Here is a 19,767-nt window from a genome sequence, read left to right on the forward strand (position 1 = left end):
CTTACGCCCGCGCAAGTTTATTGATTTTCTTTCCGACCCCTATAACACCTGCAACTCTAAGGCGTTGAATCGAAAGCCTTTAATTATAGCATATGGGGGCGCATTCCCCCTCTACACAAGAGCAAAATTAGTCTCTTTGCGCCTTTTCCGCCTGTGCCTGGCGTCTTAATTGTTCCTGTTGCAAGCTCAAATCGCGATATCGCGCTTGCGCCTCCTCGCCACGCAAACCCTCGGAAACCAACTTCTCTTTTTCGGTATCCAAAAATTTCATTTTGATCTGACGTATCGCACCCGCCAGTTCCACTCTTGCAATATCGACATCTGATTCACTCTCCGCCGCAATCTCCGCTATCAGCGGATCAAAATCGGACCCGGTTGAACGCAACAATTCGGCGAGCGTCGCAAAATTGGCGTGCGGGCCCATCTCACGACTCATTTCCACCAATTGTTCCAACATATCGGCACGATCCGGCGCAAAGTGCGTCGCCACATCCAAGGCCGCTTGATCGAGCTCGGCGGCAAGTACCGGATGCGCAACCAAGAGGCGCATAATTTGACGCTCCAATCCGACCGGTGCGGTGCGCTTGCCTTTCGGCGGCGCCGCACGCACACGTGAAATCGGCTGCGAGAGTTCAAACAAGGCCTCGATTTCTGCCGGCGTACTTTCTGTCACTTGCGCCAGACTGCGCACAATCTGCAAGCGCAATGATGAAGCTGGCAATGCCTGCAGCAAAGGCTTGGCGTCAAACTGCGCGCGCGCCCTGCCCTCCGGCGTACCAAGGTCGTTGTCGCCTACCGCTTCTTTCAACAGAAATTGCGACAAAGGCATTGCATCCTGCACCTGCTTTTCAAACGATGCAGTGCCCATTGCCCGGATATAGCTATCCGGATCATGCTCACTCGGCAGAAATAAAAACTTGATGACCTTATTGTCACCGGCGTACGGCAAACTGGCTTCCAGCGCGCGTCTTGCTGCACGCCGGCCCGCCTTGTCACCATCGAAACTGAAAATCACCTGATCAGTCTGACGCAATAATTTTTGCACATGAATCGGAGTACACGCAGTCCCGAGCGTTGCCACAACTTGCGGAAAACCCAGTTGTGCCAGCGCCACCACATCCATATACCCCTCGGTTACCAAGGCGTAACCGGCATCGCGTATGGCTTGCCGCGCCTCAAACAAACCATACAGTTCGCTACCCTTTTGAAATAAGGGCGTTTCGGGCGAATTCAAGTATTTGGGCTCACCATCGCCCATCACGCGACCGCCAAAACCGATCACCTGGCCTTTGGAATTTCGAATCGGGAACATGATGCGATCACGGAATCGATCGTAGCGTTTACGCTGCCCCCCGCTCGCACCGTCGTCTTCAGTCTTGTTGATCACCAGACCGGACTCGACCAGTGCATCCAGCTCATAGTCCGGAAACACCGCGCGCAAACCATCCCAGCCGTCAGGTGCATACCCCATGCCGTAACGTGCGGCGATTTCGCCGGTCAGCCCGCGCCCGATCAAATAGCTTTTTGCGCTCTCGGCATGGCGCAATTGCTGACGATAAAAGTCGCATGCGCGAGTCATCGCTTCCGACAATGCCATGCTCTTCGCTTGCTGTTCGGCGCGCTGCGCCGGCGGCAAACGATCCTCCGCTTCTGGCACGACCATGCCGACGTTCTGCGCCAGATCCTTGACCGCTTCGACGAAACCCATGCCGGAATACTCGATCAGGAAACCGATCGCCGTACCATGCGCACCGCAGCCAAAGCAGTGATAAAACTGCTTGGTCGGACTCACGGTAAAGCTGGGGGATTTTTCGTTGTGGAAGGGGCACAAGCCCATGAAATTAGCGCCGCCCTTCTTCAACTGCACATAGCGGCCCACCACATCGACAATGTCGACGCGGTTGAGCAGATCCTGGATAAACGACTGTGGAATCACGTCGAGATCAAGCTAATCGTAAATAGAAAGGGAGCGACAAAAAGGCGCTCAGCCTTTGGTCAATGCAGCCTTGACCAGACCGGATACGGCGGTCATATCGGCACGGCCGGCGAGTTTCGCCTTCAAAATAGCCATGACCTTGCCCATATCCTGTGGGCCGGCAGCACCGGAGGCAGCAATAGCTGCAGCAACTTCACCCTGCACTTCAGCATCGGACAATGCGCTCGGCATATATGTCGTCAAGACGGCGAGTTCCGCCTCTTCGATATCGACCAGATCCTGACGTCCACCAGCCTGGAATTGCGAAATCGAATCCTTGCGCTGCTTGATCATTTTTTCAATGATCGCCAGTACTTGCGTATCGTTGAGCTCGATGCGCTCATCGACTTCTTTTTGCTTGATCGCAGCGGTAATCAGACGAATCGTGCCGAGCTTGCCTGCTTCTTTGGCGCGCATTGCCGCTTTCATGTCTTCAGTAATCTGTTCTTTCAAGCTCATTACGCACTCCGGTATCTGGTAGTTGTTGATTAAAAGCGCTTAAAAACACTTCAAAAAGCATTTAAAAAGCAATTCCAAAAGGCGTTTTAACACAACCCGAAAAAACTCAGATCATTAAAAACGCCAAAACCCGCTGCGGACCAACACCGGAGCGGGTTTGCAACCAACTTCTTGAACCGCACGCACAAGAGGCGCGCAGCTTTCGAGAAATTAGTACAGCTTCTTAGGCAATTGCTGGCTGCGGATGCGCTTGTAATGGCGTTTCACAGCTGCAGCGAGCTTGCGCTTGCGTTCAGCAGTTGGCTTCTCGTAAAACTCGCGCGCACGCAAATCGGTCAGCAAACCGGTTTTTTCAATAGTGCGCTTGAAGCGACGCATAGCGACTTCGAACGGCTCGTTTTCTTTAAGGCGGATAGTGGTCATGTAAAGGTAAACCAATGTTGGGTAGTGAGTCGAAGAGTATAACAGCCTTGTCCGGCAAATGGAAGACTCTTTATTTGACGTTATTCAGTTTGCGGAGAAAAAACCACGCATTCAGTAATTCCCCGCACGCCAAATCAATGTCCTAAGGCGTCTGACTCCCGTCATCATTCCAATAAGCGGCTTCAATCTTGTGCCCATCCAGATCACGGACAAAGCAGCCGTAATAAGGCTCGCCATAGAGCGGACGCGGGCCAGGCGGCCCATCGCAGGTTGCGCCAGCAGCAATCGCCGCATCGTAAAACTTGTGCACCTGTTCTTTATCCGTCGCGATAAAGCCCATGTGAAAACCGTTACCTGAACTCGCTGGCTTGCCATCGTGCGGCACGCAGAGCCAGAATTCCGGATACTGACGGCCATAAGCGACGGCACCCGGATGCTCCATGATGGTGACGATATCCAGCGTCGCCAATACCGCGTCGTAAAATGCGCTGGCCTTGTCATACTGATTCGTGCCTATAGACACATGGGAAATAATGCTCGGATTTTGATTACTCATGAATGCCTCCTTCAGGAATCAGCATTCATCATAGCCTTTGCTACTAACAAACCAAGTCCGTCGTATTCACGTCCTTTATATAGCTTGCCCCGCCGCAACACCCGACGCCCACGCCCACTGAAAGTTATAACCGCCCAGCCAACCGGTCACATCGACCGACTCACCAATGAAATGCAAACCTGGCACCTTGTTTGCCATCATTGTCTGTTGCGACAACTCACGCGTATCGATGCCACCCAGCGTGACTTCTGCCTTGCGATACCCTTCCGATCCATTCGGAATAATGCTCCAGCGATTGATGGCAGCGCCTAACTGACGCAGTTGCTTGTCTTGCATGTCAGCGACACGCGCGTCGCCTTTTAGCCCGTTGACCACCAGCCATTCATCCGCCAGACGGGAAGGCAACCATTGCGCCAATTGATTCACGAGATTTTTCTTGCTGCTGGATTTGCCCGCTATCAGCGCTTCGGCTATATCGACTTCGGGCACCAGATTAATAATCAAAGGCGTGCCCGGCTCCCAAAAACTGGAAATTTGCAGAATCGCCGGGCCGGACAAGCCGCGATGCGTAAACAGCAAATCTTCCTTGAAATATCCGCGCGCTTTTTTGACGCCGGTTTCCACCTCTACCGGTAACGCGATGCCGGCTAGCGGCACGAATGGCTGCCAGCTCGCCAGATCAAACGTCAAAGGCACCAGGCCGGGACGCGGTTCCACCATTTTCAAATCGAATTGTTTGGCAATCCGGTAGGCAAAATCGGTAGCGCCAATTTTAGGAATCGACAAGCCGCCCGTCGCGATCACGACACTGCCTGCGAGGATCTCGCCGGCATCCGTTTCAATACGGAACAAATCGGCACTTTTGTTTATGGACTTTATATTGCAGGGCATGCGCCATGCCACATTACCGAGCGCACATTCCGCTTTCAGCATGTTGATGATGTCTTCGGCAGAATCGTCGCAGAACAACTGGCCTTTGTGTTTCTCGTGATACGCAATGCGATAGCGTTTCATCAAGGCAAGAAAGTCCTGCGGCGTATAACGTGACAAGGCGCTTTTGCAGAAATGGGGATTCTGCGACAGGAAGTTTTGCGGCGTGGCGTCGATGTTGGTGAAATTGCAGCGACCACCGCCGGAAATACGGATTTTTTCTGCAAGCTTGGCGGCATGATCGATCAGCACCACGCTTTTGCCGCGTTGTCCGGCAACCGCAGCGCACATCATGCCTGCAGCACCGGCGCCGATTACGGCAACATCAACTTGTTTTGTCATGACTTACTACCAGCGAGAAAAAGTAAGTCGTGATTGTAAGCGCAGGCGACTGTTAAGGCTTGGCTGATTTGCCGCCTGCTGTCGATCAAAAACAAAAAGCTTAGGCAGACCAACGCTCCAATACCGTCTCGCGCAAGGTCTTGCCGTTAGCCTGATTGGAAAATTTAGAAAATTCAGTTGCGCAACGCACTACATCGCCGATCACAATAATCGCCGGACTGCCGATCTTCGATGCGGCCAATGCTTGCGGCAATTCTGAAAGAGTCGTGATCAGTTGCGCTTGCGCCATGCCGGTTGCGGATTGAATCACCGCGACCGGCGTGCTGCCCACTTTGCCACCTTCCAGCAAGGCTGCCTGGATTTCTGTGCTGCGAGCGACACCCATATAAATTACCAGCGTCAGATTGAGTTTAGCCAGCGTATTCCAGTCAGGATTGGATTCTGCATTCTTTCCATGACCGGTAATAAAAATGGCGCCCTGGCTCCATTCACGATGCGTGAGCGGAACGCCTATCGATGCGGGCGCTGCGAGGCCGCTGCTGATGCCGTTGATCACTTCAACTTCAATACCTTCAGCTTGCAAATGGTCGCGCTCTTCGCCGCCACGACCGAAGATAAACGGGTCGCCGCCTTTCAGCCGGACGACGCACTGCCCGGCTTGCGCTTCGGACAACATCAGTCGTTCAATGAATTCTTGTGGGGTTTGTTTGCAGCCGCCGCGCTTGCCGACGTTGACCATACGTGCAGTGGCTGGCGCATATTGCAATACTTCAGGATTGACCAGATCGTCGATCAGGATCACATCTGCCTTGGCGATCGCCTTGACCGCCTTGATGGTCAGCAAATCCGGATCACCAGGACCTGCGCCGACCAAGAATACTTTACCGAATACCTTACTGAACTGCTCCATCTTGACCGCCATGTTTACTTTGTAGATGTTTAGCTACAAGCAAGCAGTGTTCCACCTGTTCCAGAATCGAGATAGGGATAGGTTCTTCGCCGCGTAGCGCGGCTTCTATCCATTTTGCGGTAGTAATCGCATCGCGTTCGGCCGGCAATGGCGGCAATTCGTCAGTCGGTTCCTGCTTTTGCACCAGAATCGTGCATTCACCATCATGCATCCAGCTTATTTGTTGTGCACGCTTGGCATTGGCGACCGTTTCGCCCTCGGTGCCGCGCATCAAAAATACTTCGCCGCGCTCAGCTGGCGCTGCGCTCGTAAAGTACGTAGTCAGCATCGCAAGATATTCCGGGTGCGTATACGAAGTCAGGCGCAAGGCCGGCGTTGCAAACGGTTGCATGATCTTGACCAGCGTATGGGTAGAGTTGCGCACGCCGAGTATGCGACGCATTGCCAGCAAGCGCGACATGCGTGGCGCCAGATCTTCAATCGGCATTAACACCGGCGCACGCAGCGCAAACTGTTCTGCAACTTGCTGCGCCGTGTGCGAAACCGGATAACCCAGTTCCTGCAAAATTTCCGCAGTCGTCACGCGACCTGGATCGCTGGTCACGCCATGAATAAATACCGGCGCGCCTTCACGCGCCAGCAGCAAAGCCATCAGCGGCAGCAAGTTCGGCATCTGACGCGCACCGTTATAACTCGGGATGACAATCGGCGCGTATTCGCTCACGGGCGCAGTCAAAGGCTCGAACGAGGCTTCCGCTGCGTCGATAAAACCGGCGATCTCATCGACCGATTCGCCCTTGATGCGCATCGCCAGCATGATGCCGCCCATTTCCAGATCGGATACACGTCCGTCCAGCATGGCTACGTATAGTTGATGGGCATCGTCGCGCGACAAACTGCGCGCACCTTTGACGCCACGCCCGATTTCCTTGATGAAACGAGCGGTGGCGAATGGTTCGGTAATAGAAGGATTTTGCATGCGGCAGAGGGTACACCGAAGCCCGGTTCTGCGAAAGTGCAGAACCGGAAATGAGATGTGTAAAAATTATAGTAAGTAAGTCAGGAGCTCAAGCAGCCTTGGCCGGCATCTGTTGGCTGACGATGATTTTTTTCAATTCCGGAATACATGATCCACAGTTGGTGCCGCACTTCAACTTCTGCTGCAAGTCAGCCAGTCGCACATCAACCTCACCACGCGTACCGATCAAGCCGTCGTTGATTTCTGTTTCAGATACGTTGAAACAGTTGCAGACGATACGACCACGTGACTTGAAGTTTTGCGGCGCCTTGTTCGACGGCATCAGCAACAAGCGACCCAAGGCAGCAACCGGCTGCTCGCTTTCCAGATATTCCCTCAACCAGCTTTCTGCAGAAATATCACCCGCAAGTGACACCGCCTGCAGCTTGCCATCGTCAATCAAAATGCGACGCGAGTTACCCCGCTTGCTATCGTCATAACGTAACACTTGTGCGCCAGCGATACTGAATTTTGCTTCTATCTCTGCCGTCAATGCAGGCTCCGCTGCGTAGTCATCTGCGGCACGGAACAACACGCCGACCTTATCGCGGCCAAACAAGGTACACGATGCATAGGCAAACTTGCGCATCATGGGCCGCAAAGCGGCTTGCAAATCAAGCAACCGGGATTCTTCTATCCAGCCAAATACAATGAAACGCCAGGGGAATTCTGCCTTCAGAATCTTGACGGCGGCATGCTTCAACTCAGGCTGCTTGGAAACCGGATCGAAGGCCGGTGACGTCAACGTGTTGACGCCGTAAGTGCCTTCGCCATCGCGGCCACGACCGGATACATATTCTTCACCCCAATGCATGCCGATGAAAGCCTGACCGGCACGCATGTCATCGCCCAATGCGACAGGGAAAATTTGCGAACCGCGCTTGCTGGTCACATGCACCAGATCACCGTCATTCAATAAACGACGTTCCATATCCACTTTGGACAACACAATGGACGGCTCCGATGCATGCGAAAACAATTGCGCAACGGTGCCGGTACGGCTCATGCCATGCCATTGATCGCGCAAGCGGCCGGTGGTTAAATGGAAGGGATACCGCGCATCGACCTTCTCAGCAACCGGCTGATAAACCGTATTGGCAAATTTCGCGCGGCCAGTCGCCGTCGGGAATACCCCGTCTTCATACAAACGCTTCTTGCCGCTAGTCGCGCCCTCGGGAAACGGCCACTGTTGCGGACCCTGCTCCTCCAAAAGCTTGAAACTCAAACCGGTAATATCGAGATCGCGACCGCGTGTCGATTCACGATGTTCATTCCAGATTTCTTCCGTAGTTTCAAACGGGAAGATAGACGATGTTTTACCAAGCGCGCCTTCCAGCCTGCGAGCAAAATCGACCGCGATTTCCCAATCGTGTCTGGTTTCGGCCAGCTTGGGCAAGACAGATTTGAAGCGCGTAATGCGGCGCTCGGAATTGGTAACCGTGCCTTCTTTTTCGCTCCACGTTGATGCCGGCAACAACACATCCGCGTAGTCGCAGCTTGCCGTCGTTTTGTAGGCTTCCTGCACGATCACCAGCTCAGCATTGCGCAAGGCTTCGCGGATCATCGCCTGCTCGGGCATCGATTGCGCCGGATTGGTACAGACGATCCAGATGATCTTGATCTCACCGGTACGCACTGCTTCAAACATTTCCACAGCGCTTTTTCCAGGTGTCGCAGGCACATCGGCCACACCCCATAATTTTGCGATTTCTGCACGATGCTGCGGATTCGCCAGATCGCGATGCGCCGACAGCATGGTGGCGAGGCCGCCCACTTCACGTCCACCCATCGCGTTCGGTTGGCCGGTCAGTGACAGCGGTCCCGCGCCGGGCTTGCCGATTTGATGCGTGGCCAGATGCAGGTTGATCAGAGCAGCATTTTTTGCGGTGCCGGATGAGGATTGATTCAAACCCTGGCAATACATGGATAACGATGCTTTCGACTTGCCGAACATGCGCGCAGCCTGCATCAAGTCTTCTTCCTTGATGCCGCAGATATCGGCAACGAATTGTGGCGTGTACTCGCGCACCGTTTGCTTCAGTTCGGCAAAACCTTCGGTATGCGCCGCGATGTAATCGAGATCGACCAGGTCTTCCCACAAACAGATATGCAGCATGCCGTTGAACAGCGCGACGTCAGTTCCCGGCAAAATCGGCAGGAACAAATCTGCCTCGCGTGCGGTGTCGGTACGGCGCGGATCCGCGACGATCACTTTCAACAGTGGATTAGCCTTGCGTGCATCTTCGATACGGCGATAGAGAATCGGATGTGCATAAGCCGTATTCGAGCCGACGATAAAAATGACTTGCGCCTGATCGATATCGTCATAGCAAGGCGGCGGCGCATCAGCGCCCAGCGTCTGCTTGTAACCGGCGACTGCACTCGACATGCACAAACGTGAATTGGTATCGACGTTATTGGTGCCGATCAAGCCTTTCGCTAGCTTGTTGAATACGTAGTAATCCTCGGTGAGTAATTGACCTGACAAATAGAAACCTACGCTGTCGGGGCCGTGATCACGGATCGTTGATGCAAATTTATTGACGATGAAATCCATCGTCGTCGCCCACGACGTGCGCTCACGTTCGTCAGTACGAGCCAGACGCATTTCCGGATACAGCGCACGCGACTGCTGTTGCAATGCCGGACGCGCGGTTAAATGCAAGGTGCTGCCCTTGGTGCACAAACGACCGAAATTGGCCGGATGGTCCGGATCGCCGCGCACGGCGATCACCTTCTCTCCATCACTTTGGATCAGGACACCGCAGCCCACGCCGCAATAACAGCAGGTGGCTTTGGTTTCGGTCGAAGGTGCTGCAACTGCAGATGCAATAGGTGATGCAATTGCAGCAGTAGTTGCAGAATCAGGCCGGGCAGCAGAAAGCAGTGATTCACTCATGCAGCAGCAGCCTCGCTGACCGGCGCATTCAATTCCACTACGTCGAGATAGACATCGCCGCTTTCCACCTTGACGCTGAATGTCCGCGTACAACCTTCATCCGGCGCCGCTGCGCAGCCATTGTCCAGGCCTATGCTCCAGTTGTGCAACGGGCAGGCGACGCGCTCGCCGAATACGATGCCTTGCGACAGAGGTCCGCCCTTGTGCGGGCAGCGATCCAGCAAGGCAAATACCTTGTCTTCGCTATTGCGGAAAATGGCGACGTTCGGCTTGTCTGCGCGATTGACGACGCGGGAACCGAGGACTGGAATGTCCGTTACCTTGCAGATGACTTTCCATTGGTTTGACATACATGACCTTGATAAAAATTGTTATAGATGTTGTGTGCCGCGGTGGTGTGCTGCACATTGATCGGGCTGGGTACTCGCACTTGAGTGCGAGTACCCTCCTGATTAAATCGACAATGGCTCGAACTGACGCGTATCGACCATCGCTTTCTCAGGCTCGTGCCACGGATCGGATTCGCCTTCCAGAGAGAACAGCAAGCGTTCGTATAAAGCCTTGCGATTCTCTGCATCCTCGATCACTTTCTGCTTCGCATGATCCAGACCCACACGAGCCAGGTAATGCACGGTCCGTTCCAGGTACCAGCCTTCTTCGCGATACAACTGCAGGAAGGCACCCGCATATTCCAGCACTTCTTCATGCGTTTTCAGTTTGACAAAGAATTCGGCGACTTCCGTCTTGATGCCACCGTTACCGCCGACATAGAGTTCCCAGCCGGAATCGACACCGATAATGCCGACGTCCTTGATGCCGGATTCTGCGCAGTTACGCGGGCAACCCGACACTGCCAGCTTGACCTTGTGCGGCGCATACATGCGGGCCAGTTGGCGCTCAAGTTGCTGCCCCATCTTGGTCGAATCCTGCGTACCGAAGCGGCACCATTCGGAACCGACGCAAGTCTTCACTGTACGCAAACCTTTGGCATAAGCAAGGCCGGATGGCATGCCGAGATCGTGCCAGACTTCACGCAAGTCTTCTTTTTTCACACCCAGCAAATCGATACGCTGACCGCCTGTAACCTTGACGGTAGGGATCTTGAACTTGTCGACCACATCAGCGATACGGCGCAATTCTGACGAGTTTGTTTCGCCGCCCCACATGCGTGGAATCACAGAGAAAGTACCGTCCTTTTGAATGTTCGCATGCGCGCGTTCGTTGATGTAACGCGATTGCGGATCATCCTTGGCTTCACGCGGCCAGGTCGAGATCAAGTAATAGTTGATACCCGGACGGCAGCTGGAGCAACCGTTAGGCGTGCGCCAGTTCATCTTTTGCTGCACTTCTGCGACCGACAACATCTTGTCTTTCTTGATCGCGTCGCGCACTTCCTGATGGGTGTGATCGGTGCAGCCGCACATCGGCTTGGCTTTGCTCGACACCGAGTAATCGCCACCGGCAGTTGCCATGATGATTTGCTCGACCAAGCCAGTACACGATCCGCACGATGCGGATGCCTTGGTATGTTTGCGCACGTCTTCGATCGTGAACAGACCTTTTTCCTTGATGGCCGTCACGATAGTGCCCTTGCAGACGCCGTTACAGCCGCAAACCTCTGCGCTATCCGGCATTGCAGCCGCCTTGCTGAAACCTTCGTGACCGGTATCGCCCGGACGCATGGTATTGGCTTCGCCGAACATCAGCGAATCGCGGATTTCGCTGATGTCCTTGCCTTCGCGCAACAGGCTGAAGTACCAGCTGCCATCAACGGTATCGCCATATAGACAGGCACCTACCAGTTTGTCGTCTTTCAAAACCAGTTTCTTGTACACGCCGCCGATAGGATCGGACAACATGATTTCTTCCGTGCCTTCGCCGCCGAGAAATTCACCGGCAGAGAATAAATCAATGCCGGTTACTTTCAATTTGGTTGACGTAACCGAACCTTGATAACGGCCGATGCCGAAGTTGGCCAGATGGTTGGCACAGACTTTTGCCATTTCAAACAGTGGCGCAACCAGACCGTATGCAGTGCCGCGATGGTTGACGCATTCGCCAACTGAATACACTTTCGGATCGTAGGTTTGCATCGTGTCGTTGACGACGATACCGCGATTGCAATAGATGCCGGTTTCTTCCGCGAGCTGCGTATTCGGGCGTATGCCGACCGCCATCACAACCAGTTGTGCCGGAATTTCTGTACCGTCGGTAAAGCGCAATGCCTTGACGCGGCCATTTTCGTCGCCGATGACCTCTTGCGTATTTTTACCAAGCAGGAAATTGAGACCGCGATCTTCCAGCGACTTTTGCAGCATCTTGCCGGCGACATTGTCGAGCTGACGCTCCATCAGCGTCTCCGGCAGATGCACCACCGTGACATTCATGCCGCGCAGTTTCAAACCATTTGCAGCTTCCAGACCCAAGAGGCCGCCACCGATGACAACTGCATCGGTATGCACTTTGGCCGCTTCGATCATCGCTTTGGTATCGTAAATGTCGCGATAGGAAATCACCCCTTCCAGATCCTTGCCGGGAATCGGCAGCATGAAAGGATTGGAACCGGTCGCCAGCAACAGGCGATCGTATTCTGCGGTAGTGCCGTCATCTGCAATCACCACGCGCTTAACGCGATCGATCTTGACGATCTTCTTACCCAGATGCAGCTTGATGTCGTTTTCGACATACCAGTCGACATCATTCAACATGATGTCCTGGATGGTTTGCTCGCCGGCCAACACCGGGGACAGCAAAATACGGTTGTAATTGGCATAAGGCTCGGCGCCAAATACCGTGATGTCATATAAGTCGGGTGCAATCTTGCGTAGTTCTTCCAAAGTACGCACGCCTGCCATACCGTTACCGACCATGACCAGTTTCATTTTTTTCATCGCTGCATCCCACAGATTTGTTGTTCGCGAATTCAAATAAGCAAAACAGATGCCAGTTTTACTTTTTGTGCACTTTTGTCAAAAAACGCTATTTCCGCACCAATAGGAAGTAATTTGCGCACTCAACAAGTGCAATTCGAAATTTATTTGGTGCGGCAGCAATATCCCTTTTCCATGAGCATGAAGCGCGCCCATTCGTGGACCGTGCCTGCACTAAAGTGGCATAACACTTGCATATTTGTCGCGCACTACTGTCTAACTCAGCGAGATCTCATGCAAAAATCGTCATTCTGGAAAGCGGGCCACACACCGACCCTGCTTGCTTCATTCTTTTACTTCGACCTGAGTTTCATGGTCTGGGTCATCCTCGGCCCACTTGCCGTTCAGATCGCTGGTGACCTGGCACTGACGCCGTCGCAAAAAGGCTTGATGGTTGCCACGCCGCTATTGTCAGGCGCCTTGTTGCGCATCGTCATGGGCGTACTGGTCGATCACTTAAAACCGAAAAAAGCCGGCATCATCGGGCAGGTCATCGTCATGAGCGGCATGTTGTGGGCATGGCTGGGGGATTTGAATTCTTATCACACGATGCTGGCATTCGGCGTGATCCTCGGTTTCGCCGGCGCTGCGTTTGCCGTCGCACTGCCGTTGGCTTCGCGCTGGTATCCGCCGGAACATCAAGGTACGGCGCTCGGCATCGCCGGTGCGGGCAACTCCGGCACCGCTTTCGCGGCATTGTTTGCGCCGACACTGGCCATCATCTTCGGCTGGCAAAACGTGTTCGGCCTGTGCCTGATCCCGCTCGGTATTGCCTTCATCGTCTATCTGGTATTCACCCGCGATGCGCCTAATGCACCGCCAGCAAAATCGCTGGTTGAATATCTGCATGTATTGAAAGACAAGGATGCCTGGTGGTTCATGTTCTTCTATAGCGTAACCTTCGGCGGCTTCTCCGGACTGGCGTCATCGCTGACGATTTACTTCAATGGTCAATACGGCTTGTCACCAGTGACCGCCGGATACTTCACCGCAGCATGCGTGTTTGCGGGATCTGCCGTGCGTCCATTGGGCGGCCGTCTCGCCGACCGTATCGGCGGCATCAAGACCTTGTCGATGATGTATATGCTGGCCGCAACCTTCATGCTGGTCGCCAGCTTCGGTTTATCATCGGCGATGGCTGCTGTCGCCATCTTCGTACTTGCGATGCTGGCGCTGGGAGTCGGCAATGGCGCGGTATTTCAGTTGGTGCCGCAACGCTTTCGCAAGGAGATCGGCGTGATGACAGGGCTGGTCGGCATGGCGGGCGGTATAGGTGGTTTCTACCTGGCGTCCAGTCTTGGGTATTCCAAGCAATTGACCGGCAGCTATCAAGGTGGCTTGATTGTGTTCGCTGCCTTGGCCATCGTTGCCTTGCTCGGTTTGTCGGCAGTGAAGAATCGCTGGCGTACAACCTGGGGCAGTGCTGCCATGACCAACGCAAAAATTTAAACCGCAATCACGAAACTACAGGCTCGTCATGTTTGCATATCTGCCATACCCACCATGCCACTGAAACTTGCGGCGGGTTATGCCACCCGCGCAGGGCTACGCGCGCGCAATGAAGATTTTGTCGGCATGGTCATGCCCGACGAACCTGAATTGTCGAGCAAGGGCATGATCGCGGCCATCGCCGACGGCGTATCCGGCAACGAGGGTGGACGTGAGGCATCCGAGTACACGATACGCGGCTTGCTCAGCGATTACTACGCAACCTCCGATACATGGCCAGTCACGCAATCACTGGATCGCGTACTCAAGGCGATCAACAGCTGGGTCCAGCATCAGGGCTCCATACGTGCAGAACTGGCCGGCATGGCGACGACGCTGACGTCGCTGGTATTGCGCGGCAATTTTTATTATTTCTCGCATGTCGGCGACACCCGCCTTTATCTCTTAAGGCAAGGTGGTTTGACGCGCCTCACTGCCGATCACGTGTGGGACAGGCCGGAGATGCAGCACGTGTTGACGCGCGCAATCGGACTCGACTCGCAACTGGCAATCGATCACGGCATGGGCGAATTGCATGAAGGCGATGCATTCCTGCTCGCTACTGACGGCGTATGGGCATCGATATCGGAATACGATCTGACCGATCATCTGAAGCGGCTGGTCAGCCAACGGCATGAAGCTGAAGCGGTCGCCAATGCCCTCATCGATAGCGCACTGGCTGCCGGCGCACAAGACAATGTCAGTGCACTGGTGGTGCGTGTCGATGCCTTGCCTGAAACAAATTTGCGTGATGCCTTGTCCGGCTCGCAGCAGCTGCCGGTGCCACCTAAACTGAAAGTCGGCCAGGTCATAGATGGTTATACCGTCGAAGAACAGATACACGCATCGACGACGACGCTGCTCTATCGCGTATCCGAACCGCGTAGCGGCTCACATACGCCACGCAAGCTGGTGCTGAAAACACTACATCCAGACCGCGCACAAGACATGCATGAGCGCTCGGCGTTTGCGCATGAAGAGTGGTTGGCCAAACGCGTGGTTGCACGTTTCTTTCCACAGGTTATTGCACCAGAACAAAAAACCTATCTTTACTATCTGACCACCTGGCACGAGGGCAATACGCTGCAACAGCATCTGGATGCAGGCGAACACTTCACAATTCCCGATGTGATCGCACACGGGACCAAACTGGTACGCGCCATCGGCGCCTTGCACCGACGCAGCATCATTCATAGAGACATCAAACCCGGCAATATTCATGTGGGCAGCGATGGGGAATTGCGCATCCTCGATTTGGGCGTCGCCCAATCAGGCCTGGAAGCGGAGGATGAAGTGCGAGCACCGCGCGCCGGTACGCCATCCTTCCTCGCGCCGGAACAATTCAACAATGCGCCAGCATCGCGTCAAACCGATTTGTACGCTACCGGTGTGACACTTTATTTATTGCTGACGCGGCATTTTCCTTACGGCGAAATCGAACCTTTCCAGACTCCGCGTTTTGGCGAAGCCGTGGTGCCCAGTCGTTATCGTCCCGATCTGCCTTTGTGGCTGGAGAATGTTGTGCTGAAGGCCGTGGCACGCGACCCTGCTGATCGCTTCGAAACTGCAGAAGAATTTTTGCTGGCGCTGGAGCGCGGCGCCAGTCGGCCGCTCGCAGCGATCTCAGCCAAGCCATTGGCGGAGCGTGATCCGCTTTCGCTGTGGCGCGCAGTGGCAGCCATCTCGATCGTAGTCAATCTTCTATTGCTGTATCTGCTGGTGGTTCGCTGAAGCAGCCTCAACTTCAAAAAATTCAGGCTGCCGACCCTTTGAGAGCGGCTTTCACCAGATCGTCGATCTCGTTCGTGATATTCGACAGCACACCGGCTACGACCGAGAATTCCTTACCGGCCTGTCCCGATCGCGCGGCCACAATACGGGCGTTTAGCGCCACCATATTTGCCTCGCGCGCAATCGTTTCAATCTCGGTCATGATGCCGCGCAACTGATTGCGCATCAGTCGCGCATGTCGTTTCGATTGCTCTTCGTAAACCGACGTGATCTGATTCAGGATGGCCAGCAATGTCGTGGTGCCCTGTACCAGCTCAGCCAATAATTCAGGTGCCGCCCTCAGCTTGTCTTCGATCGCATTCAGTGTGCGCTCGGCCACATCCATAAAGTGACGAATGTTGCGGTCGCCATCCAGTCTGCCGAAATATGCCTCCTCCAGCTCAGGACAAAACACGCCCGGCAAATCACCCGAACGCTTGAGCAGCGAAGTATGCGCACCGCGAAACAAGCCCAATGCTTCGCGTGCTATTGCAGCAGCATTGTCATGCCCTTGCGACGCCAGTACCGCATACAACACCAGTCGCTGTGAAGTGAAGCGACGACGTCCGGACAGATTAATCAGCATGCCGAAGACTTCGCCCGACAGCGGCACAACCGATGCATCTTCCGCAGCCTCTGCTGCTTCATTTTCTATTGCATTACTAGTCATTGTGGCGACTCTGCCGCCGCGCTCATCATTGACGGCAACCGGCAAGGCCGGCACCGCATTTTTTGTTTCGCGTAAAGCAGCCTGGGTCATCATGACTTATCTAACTCAGAGTGGATCAATAAAAACATTATCGGATCAGGCCGCTTCCTTGGCAGGATGCGATTGGCGATGGTATAAAAATTCCAGCACGGCCGTGCGATATTGCGAATACAAAGGATCCTGCGCCAATGCAACACGTTCGCGCGGACGTGCCAGCTTCACTTCCAGCACTTCACCTATCGTCGCCGAAGGACCATTGGTCAGCATCACAATCTTGTCCGACAATAGCACTGCTTCATCCACATCATGCGTCACCATCACCACGGTCGAATTGGTTGCTGCCACAATTTTCAGCAACTCATCCTGCAAATGGGCGCGGGTCAATGCATCTAGCGCACCGAAGGGTTCATCCATCAACAAGACCTTTGGTTCCATCGACAAGGCGCGCGCAATACCGACGCGTTGCTTCATGCCGCCGGAGATTTCGTTTGGACGTTTTTGTTCAGCATGCGTCAAACCCACCAGTGCCAATGCTGCCTTGGTGCGTGCGCGCAGTTTGGCCTTGCCTTCGAGCTTGCCGAATACGCGCTCCACTGCCAGATAGACGTTTTCGTAGCAAGTCAGCCACGGCAACAACGAATGGTTTTGAAACACGACTGCGCGTTCAGGCGACGGGCCGGCAATTTCGCGATTCGAGCACAACAACATGCCGTTGGTCGCATGCGTTAAACCGGCTATCAAATTAAGCAATGTCGATTTGCCGCAACCGGAATGTCCGATCAGCGTGATGAACTCGCCTTTCGCAACGCTCAGATTGACGTCGGTCAGCGCATTGAACACGCCTTTCTTGGTAGGAAAGGACATTTCCGCATTTTGAATATCGATGAACTTGCTGTTGTTATCCATGATGTTTTCCTTGTGCTTCGTTATTCGTTGCAATCCTGGGTGATCTGGCCGTTTTAATTCATTCAACGCAGATCAACACTTCACAATCAATTTTTGACATCTTCGTACGTAAAGATTCTGGCGATACCGACCAGGATCTGCTCCAGTACCAGGCCGACGATACCGATGACCACGATGGCAATAATGATGTGCGCGACATTCAGGTTGTTCCACTCATCCCAGACCCAGAAGCCGATCCCTACACCGCCGGTCAACATTTCTGCCGCAACGATCACCAGCCAGGCGGTACCGATCGCCAGACGCACGCCGGTCAACATGTAAGGCAATACCGATGGGAACAGAATCTTGGTAACGATTTTCCATTCCGACAGGTTCAATACCTTGGCAACGTTCATGTAATCCTGCGGTACACGCTGCACGCCGACTGCAGTATTGATGATCATTGGCCAGATCGAACAAATGAAGATAGACCAGATCGCAGCCGGATCAGCGGCCTTGAATACCAGCAAACCTATCGGCAACCATGCAAGCGGCGATACCGGTTTCAGCAAGCTGATAATCGGATTGAACATGCCGGACAAAAACTTGAAACGGCCAATCATGAAACCCAGTGGAATGCCGACCAGTGCAGCCAAACCGAAGCCGACACCAACACGCTGCAGAGATGCCAGGATGTTCCAGCCTATGCCCTGATCATTCGGGCCATTGCTGTAGAAAGGATCGGCAAATAATTCCATGGCCGATTTCAAGGTCACTGCCGGCGATGGAATGCCACTGTTTTTGACGGAGATGATTTCCCACACCAGGATCAGGAAAATCAAACCGAAAATCGGCGGCAATACTGCCAGGAAAAATGGACGCAAGGAAAACTTGCTGCCCTTGAATTTCGGCTTCTCAACAACGGTTGCTGATGCGGCCGCATTTTTCATGACACTCTCCGATTTTCCGGTTTCGACCGATGCAGCGATGGTCGTGTTTTCTGCCGTATGCATGATTGCGCTCATGATGACTCCTTATGCCTTGATCTTGAATGATTCAGCGTAAGCTTTTGGATTCTTGCCATCCCACACCACGCCATCGATCAGCTTGGAACTACGCATCACATTTTTCGGTACCGGGACGTTCGCCATGGTGGCCGCTTCCTTGTACAGATCAATGCGATTGATCGACTTGGCCGTACCCATGTAATCCGGTTCGCCCTTAGCCAGACCCCAGCGCTTGTGCTGTGTCATGAACCACATACCATCCGACAGGTAAGGGAAATTGGTCGCACCCTCGTTGTAGAACTTCATGTAGTTAGGGTCATCCCATGTTTTGCCCATGCCGTCTTGATAGCGACCGAGAATGCGTTGATTGATGACATCAACCGAAGTATTGACGTAGGACTTGGCAGCGATCGTTTCTGCCATCTTGTTTTTATTCGACAGCGATGCATCGATCCAGCGGCCGGCTTCCAGCACAGCTGCAGTCAAGGCGCGCGCAGTGTTTGGGTTTTTTGCCACCCAGTCAGACGTAGTGCCGAGTACTTTTTCCGGGTGATCTTTCCAGATGTCTTGTGTCGTCGCTGCGGTGATACCGATGCCGTCGACAATCGCGCGATGATTCCATGGTTCGCCAACGCAGAATCCATCCATATTGCCAACACGCATATTGGCCACCATTTGCGGTGGTGGCACGGTGATGACTTTGGCATCTTTCATCGGGTTGATGCCGTAAGTCGCGAGCCAGTAATACAACCACATCGCATGGGTGCCGGTAGGGAAGGTTTGCGCGAATGTGTATTCGCGTTTTTCCATCTGCATCAGCTTGGCCAGACCTGTGCCATTCACCGCACCTTTATCTGCCAGCTTCTTGGAAAGAGTGATCGCCTGGCCGTTATTGTTCAGGTTCATCAACACAGCCATGTCCTTTTTCGCGCCGCCTATGCCCTCGTGTACGCCGTAGACCAGGCCATACAAGACGTGTGCTGCATCCAGTTCGCCATTGACAAGCTTGTCGCGCACACCTGCCCATGACGATTCCTTGGTTGGAATAATCTTGATGCCGTATTTTTTATCAAATCCCATGACGGATGCCATGACAACAGATGCACAATCGGTCAAAGGAATGAAGCCGACTTTGACTTCTTCTTTTTCGGGCTTGTCAGAACCTGCAGCCCACACACCTTGAGTTGCCAGACCACCGAAGGCCGATGCCGTGATGGCCGTGCCTGCTTTCAAGACTGTGCGCCGTGTCATATTGAATTTCCTGTCGTTCGTTGTCATGGTTTTCCTCAAGGGTTTTCGCAATAAAAAAAGGACGTCCGGTCAGCAAGAGCAGCGCTCTTGCGACACGGACGTCCTTGTCCTGAACCATCCCGGCCATCGTTGGCCAAAACAGTTTTTAATTCTTTGTACCTTCGTTGGTACAACCCTACTTTAGCAATTGGTGTGCCAGCGCTTATTAGCTACTT

16 protein-coding genes are annotated in these 19,767 nt (G+C 53.8%); 2 read left to right on the top strand and 14 right to left on the bottom strand.

What is annotated here, in order from left to right; all coding sequences use genetic code 11:
- Nucleotides 1-127: 127 nt before the first annotated feature.
- The 10 genes from dnaG to nirB all read right to left on the bottom strand — a co-directional run bounded on the left by dnaG (nucleotide 128) and on the right by nirB (nucleotide 12,403).
- A complete protein-coding gene (dnaG, locus tag ACFQO0_RS04190; RefSeq protein ID WP_382232774.1) occupies nucleotides 128-1,936 on the bottom strand; it encodes a DNA primase in 1,809 nt (602 codons plus the stop codon).
- Nucleotides 1,937-1,984: 48 nt separating this feature from the next.
- Nucleotides 1,985-2,434, bottom strand: coding sequence for a GatB/YqeY domain-containing protein (locus tag ACFQO0_RS04195; RefSeq protein WP_382232775.1), 450 nt, complete (start codon nucleotides 2,432-2,434; stop codon nucleotides 1,985-1,987).
- 210 nt (nucleotides 2,435-2,644) lie between these two features.
- A complete protein-coding gene (rpsU, locus tag ACFQO0_RS04200; protein ID WP_011870001.1) occupies nucleotides 2,645-2,857 on the bottom strand; it encodes a 30S ribosomal protein S21 in 213 nt (70 codons plus the stop codon).
- Between the two features lie 142 nt (nucleotides 2,858-2,999).
- Complete coding sequence (locus ACFQO0_RS04205; RefSeq protein ID WP_382232776.1) at nucleotides 3,000-3,413, bottom strand: VOC family protein; 414 nt, start codon at nucleotides 3,411-3,413, stop codon at nucleotides 3,000-3,002.
- Between the two features lie 75 nt (nucleotides 3,414-3,488).
- Nucleotides 3,489-4,685, bottom strand: coding sequence for a BaiN/RdsA family NAD(P)/FAD-dependent oxidoreductase (locus tag ACFQO0_RS04210; RefSeq protein WP_382232777.1), 1,197 nt, complete (start codon nucleotides 4,683-4,685; stop codon nucleotides 3,489-3,491).
- 100 nt (nucleotides 4,686-4,785) lie between these two features.
- Complete coding sequence (gene cobA, locus ACFQO0_RS04215) at nucleotides 4,786-5,595, bottom strand: uroporphyrinogen-III C-methyltransferase (RefSeq protein ID WP_382232778.1); 810 nt, start codon at nucleotides 5,593-5,595, stop codon at nucleotides 4,786-4,788.
- Nucleotides 5,579-6,574: a DNA-binding protein YbiB gene (ybiB, locus tag ACFQO0_RS04220; RefSeq protein WP_382232779.1), complete on the bottom strand. Its 996-nt coding sequence runs from the start codon at nucleotides 6,572-6,574 to the stop codon at nucleotides 5,579-5,581. Before ybiB ends, cobA begins: the two co-directional genes overlap by 17 nt.
- 88 nt (nucleotides 6,575-6,662) lie before the next feature.
- The gene (locus ACFQO0_RS04225) at nucleotides 6,663-9,512 is read right to left on the bottom strand and encodes a nitrate reductase (protein WP_382232780.1); all 2,850 of its coding nucleotides are present in this window, start codon (nucleotides 9,510-9,512) and stop codon (nucleotides 6,663-6,665) included.
- The gene (nirD, locus tag ACFQO0_RS04230) at nucleotides 9,509-9,862 is read right to left on the bottom strand and encodes a nitrite reductase small subunit NirD (RefSeq protein WP_382232781.1); all 354 of its coding nucleotides are present in this window, start codon (nucleotides 9,860-9,862) and stop codon (nucleotides 9,509-9,511) included. Before nirD ends, ACFQO0_RS04225 begins: the two co-directional genes overlap by 4 nt.
- 102 nt (nucleotides 9,863-9,964) lie before the next feature.
- Nucleotides 9,965-12,403, bottom strand: coding sequence for a nitrite reductase large subunit NirB (gene nirB, locus ACFQO0_RS04235; protein ID WP_382232782.1), 2,439 nt, complete (start codon nucleotides 12,401-12,403; stop codon nucleotides 9,965-9,967).
- Nucleotides 12,404-12,676: 273 nt separating this feature from the next.
- Between nirB and ACFQO0_RS04240 the strand changes: the two genes are divergently transcribed.
- A complete protein-coding gene (locus ACFQO0_RS04240) occupies nucleotides 12,677-13,891 on the top strand; it encodes a nitrate/nitrite transporter (protein WP_382232783.1) in 1,215 nt (404 codons plus the stop codon).
- A 54-nt stretch (nucleotides 13,892-13,945) separates the two neighbouring features.
- Nucleotides 13,946-15,661, top strand: a complete 1,716-nt coding sequence (locus tag ACFQO0_RS04245; RefSeq protein ID WP_382232784.1) for a protein kinase domain-containing protein — start codon at nucleotides 13,946-13,948, stop codon at nucleotides 15,659-15,661.
- A gap of 22 nt (nucleotides 15,662-15,683) precedes the next feature.
- Here ACFQO0_RS04245 and ACFQO0_RS04250 read toward each other — a convergent pair whose 3' ends face one another.
- The 4 genes from ACFQO0_RS04250 to ACFQO0_RS04265 all read right to left on the bottom strand — a co-directional run bounded on the left by ACFQO0_RS04250 (nucleotide 15,684) and on the right by ACFQO0_RS04265 (nucleotide 19,552).
- Nucleotides 15,684-16,370, bottom strand: a complete 687-nt coding sequence (locus ACFQO0_RS04250; protein ID WP_382234007.1) for a methyl-accepting chemotaxis protein — start codon at nucleotides 16,368-16,370, stop codon at nucleotides 15,684-15,686.
- Nucleotides 16,371-16,505: 135 nt separating this feature from the next.
- Nucleotides 16,506-17,315, bottom strand: coding sequence for an ABC transporter ATP-binding protein (locus ACFQO0_RS04255; RefSeq protein ID WP_382232785.1), 810 nt, complete (start codon nucleotides 17,313-17,315; stop codon nucleotides 16,506-16,508).
- 86 nt (nucleotides 17,316-17,401) lie between these two features.
- Nucleotides 17,402-18,319 carry a nitrate ABC transporter permease gene (ntrB, locus tag ACFQO0_RS04260; RefSeq protein WP_382232786.1) on the bottom strand — a complete coding sequence of 306 codons (918 nt, stop codon included), beginning with the start codon at nucleotides 18,317-18,319 and terminating at the stop codon, nucleotides 17,402-17,404.
- A gap of 9 nt (nucleotides 18,320-18,328) precedes the next feature.
- On the bottom strand, nucleotides 18,329-19,552 hold the full coding sequence (locus ACFQO0_RS04265) for a CmpA/NrtA family ABC transporter substrate-binding protein (protein ID WP_382232787.1): 1,224 nt from the start codon (nucleotides 19,550-19,552) through the stop codon (nucleotides 18,329-18,331).
- Nucleotides 19,553-19,767: the final 215 nt, after the last annotated feature.

It is taken from the genome of Herminiimonas aquatilis (assembly GCF_042665175.1).
Classification (GTDB): Bacteria; Pseudomonadota; Gammaproteobacteria; order Burkholderiales; family Burkholderiaceae_D; genus Oxalicibacterium; species Oxalicibacterium aquatilis.